Below are 4,430 nucleotides of genomic sequence, written 5' to 3' on the forward strand. Positions count from 1 at the left end.
GGTCCGGCAGCGTGAGTTCGACCGGGTTGGGGTTCTGCATCACCAGCATTGTCTGGATCAGGGGGTGACGGGAGGCCGACCGGGTAGGTGCGAGCAGGTCGACGAGCCGCTCGAAGGGCACGTCGGCGTGGGCGAGTGCATCGAGGTCGGTGCGTCGAACCCGCCCGAGTAGCGCGGAGAACGGTTCCGCGGCACGAATTTCGGTGCGCAGCACCAGGGTATTGACGAACATACCGACCACATCGTCGAGCTCGGCGACGCCACGGCCCGCCACCGGAGTACCGATGGCGATATCGGTGGTGCCGCTCAGCCGGGCGAACAGCACCGCGAGTGCGCTGTGCAGCACCTGGAATCGCGTGCATCGGTTCGCGGTGGCGAGTTCGTCGAGACGTGCGGTGAGCGCGGCATCGAATTCGCGGTAGACCGTGCCCGCCCGCAGCGATGCAGTCGGCGGGCGGGGGCGGTCGACGGGCAGTGGGAGTCGATCGGGCAATCCGGCGAGTGTGTCCTGCCAGTACCGAATCTGCTGTGCCAGCGGTGATTCCGAATCGTGCTCGGAGCCCAGGTGCTCGTGCTGCCACAGCGTGTAGTCGGCGTACTGCACCGGAAGCGGGGTCCAGTCGGGTGCCGCCTCGGTCAGCCGGGCCGTGTAGGCAGTCATCACATCGCGGGCAAGTGGGCCCATCGAGAAGCCGTCGGTGCTGATGTGGTGGATTACCAGCACCAGCACGTGTGTGTTCTCGGCGAGCCGGAACAGGCGTAGCCGCAAGGGCACCGCGGCGGTCACGTCGAATCCCGCACCGACACAGTCCATGATCGCGCCTGGCAGCTTCGCATCGGTGATGGGGATCGGAGCGAGTTCCGGGACAACAGAATCCGTTGGCAAAATCATTTGGTATCCGACACCGTCTCGGGCCGGATAAACCGTGCGCAGCGATTCGTGCCGCTCGAGCACGTCGCGTACGGCCGCCTCGAGTGCTGCCGGATCCAGCCTTCCGATGAGCCGCAGCACGATCGGGACGTTGTAAGCGCCGGAATCAGGATCGTATTGGTTGACGAACCACATCCGCTGCTGCGCGGGTGAAAGCGGAATTCGTTCCGGCCGTCGCCCCCGCCGAGGACCGGTCTGATCCATGGTGGCCGTGGTGCTCAGCCGAGCAGCGAGCGCGCGGACGGTCGGCGCTTCGAAGATCAGGCGGACGGGAACCGAAATCGCGAGGGCCGAGCCGAGCCGAGCGGCGACTCGGATTGCCGAGAGCGAATCACCGCCGAGTGCGAAGAAGTCGTCGGCCGCACCGACCTTTTCACGGTCGAGCACCGTACCGAACACATCGGCGACCAGGCGCTCCCGCCCGACCGGTTCGACGTATTCGGCCACCGCAAGTTCGGGTTCGGGTAATGCGCGTCGATCGACCTTGCCGTTTGCGGTCAGCGGCAGCTCGGTCAGTACGGTGATCGTCGCGGGGACCAGATGCCTCGGCAGGCGCTGAGACAGATAGTCCCGCAGTTCGTTCGCTTTCAGGACCGCATCCTCGGTCGGCACCACATAGCTGGCCAGCACATGAGTTCCGGCAGGCCCCTGGCGCGCCACGGTGATCGTCATCTCGACACCGTGGCACTTGCGCAGCACCGCATCGACTTCACCCGGTTCGACTCTGATGCCGTGCAACTTCACCTGGAAGTCATTGCGCCGCACGTACTCCAGTCGCCGCCGGGACATACGGCGAACCAGATCGCCGGTGCGGTACATCCGCTCCCCTGGCGTTCCGAACGGGTTCGCCACGAACCGCGCCGCCGTCAGTCCCGGCTGCCCGACATAGCCACGGGCAAGTCCGGGTCCCATGACGTACAGCTCGCCGGTCGCACCGATCGGTACCGGACGTAACCACGAATCCAATACGGCCAGACCGGTTCCCGGCAGCGGTGCGCCGAGATCCGCGGGTTCTCCCGGACGCAGTGGGCCGGTGAAGGTCGCTGCCACCGAGGCTTCGGCGGGGCCATAGGAATTCAGCAGCGCCCGGCCCTCGGCGAGACGCGCGATCAGCTCCGGTGGGCACGCCTCGCTGCCGGAGACCAGCACTCGCACGCCCGCGAATGCGGTGGCGGGCACCGTGGCCAGTACGGCGGGAGTCGAGGTCAAGTGGGTCGCACCGGATTCGGTGATAGCCGCGCACAGCTCGGCACCGGCATTGGCCTCCGGCGGCGCGATCAGCAGGGTCGCACCGGTTTCGAAGGCGGACAACCACACCAGAATGGCCGCATCGAAACTCGGATTCAGACAGTGCAATATGCGATCACCCGGCCCGGCTCCGATGGCGGCGGCGGTACCGCTCACGAGACCACTCAGACCGGCATGGGTGACGACTACGCCCTTCGGTGCTCCGGTCGAGCCGGAGGTGTACACGATGTAGGCGGGGTGTGCGGCAAGTAGGGGTCTGCGTCGATTCGCGGCTGTCAGCGGCGCCGTAGTCGCCTTCGAAGCGTCCAGCACCTGCCACGGCACCTCGTCCGGCAGTTGATCGCGCACCGTCGCGACAGTCACCCCGAATAACGCACCGCAGTCGGCGGCGATATCGATGATCCGCTGCGCGGGCTGGGCCGGATCGACCGGCACAAAGGCAGCCCCGGACTTCGCGATCGCCCACACCGCGACCATCCACTCCGGCGATCGCGGCACTGCGAGCAGCACAGCCGTTTCCGGTTCCGCACCGGCCTCGATCAACACTCCGGCGAGCCGGTTCGACTGCTCGTCGAGTTCTCGATAGGTCAATTCCGTTGGACCGTAACGGATTGCGATCCCGTCGGGGTGGATGCCGCCCGCCAGGATCTCGGGCAGCAACCGCAGTGGCTGTGGACGTGCACGCAGCACCTCCGCGGGGTCGGCACCCGTTACAGCCATGACCGGCTGGTTCGGATCCTCGCCGAGCCGCGCGAGAATGCGGGCCAGCCGGTCCGCCAGCGTTTCCGCCTCGGTGGTGTCGAAGTACCGGGCCGAGTAGCTCATGACCAGACGTAGACCGCTTCGGCCGTGTGCGGCCAGCGCGAGTGGATAGTGCGTACCGTCGTAGGCACGGAATCCGCTGACTCGCAATGCCGCCCGCTCGGCCGCCGCCATGAGCGCGGCGACATCCATCGGATACGACTCGAACACGAGCGTGGTGTCGAAAAGTGGCCCGATACCGGCCGCCGCCTGAATATCGGTGAGCCCTGAAGTGTGATGCTCGAGCAAGCGCGCCTGCTCACGATGTACGCGCTCGAGCAGGTCCGCCACCGACTCGGCCGGTTCGAGGGTGATCCGCACCGGAATGGTGTTCACCAGCATCCCGACAATGCGTTCGGCACCGGGCAATTCGGGCGGACGGCCCGATACGATGGAGCCGAATACTATGTCGTGTTCCCCCGTCAGCTCCGCCAGCAGCAAAGCCCACGCGACCTGCACAATCGTATTGAGGGTGACACCGTGCTCAGCGGCAATCCCCTGGAGCGCGGCTGCATTGGGTTGCCCCAAAGGGACATCGATGGTCCGAACGAGTTTCGACACTTGCTCGTCCGCCGATCGGCTCGCGCTGCCGTCGGCGATAGCCGGAGCCCGCCCGGCGGTCACCAAGGTCGGACCTGGTAGATCGGCCAATGCGGCCGACCATGCGGCTCGGGCGGCAGTGTGGTCTCGGTCCGCCAGCCACTCCAGGTAGCGTCGATACGAGACAGCTGGGACGAATCCCGCACTGTCACCGTCGGTTTCGTACAGCACGAGCAGCTCGCCGAAGAGCAGCGGCATGGACCAGCCGTCGAGGATCAGGTGATGGTTCGTGATCACCAACCGGACATCGCGCTCGCCGCAACGCACGCAGCGGAAGCGCAGCAGTGGTGGCCGATCGGGGGCAAAGGGAGTCGCGAGTTCCGCGTCGGCGAGGCGGTCGCATTCCGTCGCGTCCGCTTCGATGTAGCTCCATGGCACGGTTATCCGCTCGAGCACCAGCTGAATCGTCGCATCGTCGCCGGGCAGGAAGGCCGTACGCAGTACCTGATGTCGCTCGACGAGCGCGCGGGCGGCCCGCTCCAGCCGTGCGACATCCACCTCGCCGTCGAATTGGATGACCGCCTGTACCGAGTACCCGTCGGCGCGTCCGGCGGCCAGCTGGGTGTGGAACAACAGACCTTGCTGCAGTGGCGCGAGCGGCCAGACGTCCTCGAATGCCGGGTACCGCGACTCCCATTCGTCGATCTGCTGTTGCGTCGCCGATACCAGCGGCAGATCCGACGGAGTGAAACCACCCGCGTCCGGCGCACGCAGCAGTTCGGCAAGCGACGTCAGTTCCGATGTCCACCGCTGCGCGATATCTTCCAGATCCGACGCCGAAGACCTGGAATGCCAGACCGCCTGCAGGACCGGGCCCGCAACGGTCTCCAGAGCCAATGCATCGATCGTG

General features: G+C 66.4%; 1 protein-coding gene. It reads right to left on the bottom strand.

Features of this window, described 5'->3' with window-relative positions:
* Positions 1-4,417: non-ribosomal peptide synthetase (locus tag NP3_RS06365; protein WP_169814451.1), on the bottom strand; the 4,417-nt coding region annotated here is incomplete at its 3' end.
* Positions 4,418-4,430 lie beyond the last annotated feature (13 nt).

Origin of the sequence: Nocardia pseudovaccinii NBRC 100343, assembly GCF_001613225.1 — a bacterium.
Taxonomy (GTDB): Bacteria; Actinomycetota; Actinomycetes; order Mycobacteriales; family Mycobacteriaceae; genus Nocardia; species Nocardia pseudovaccinii.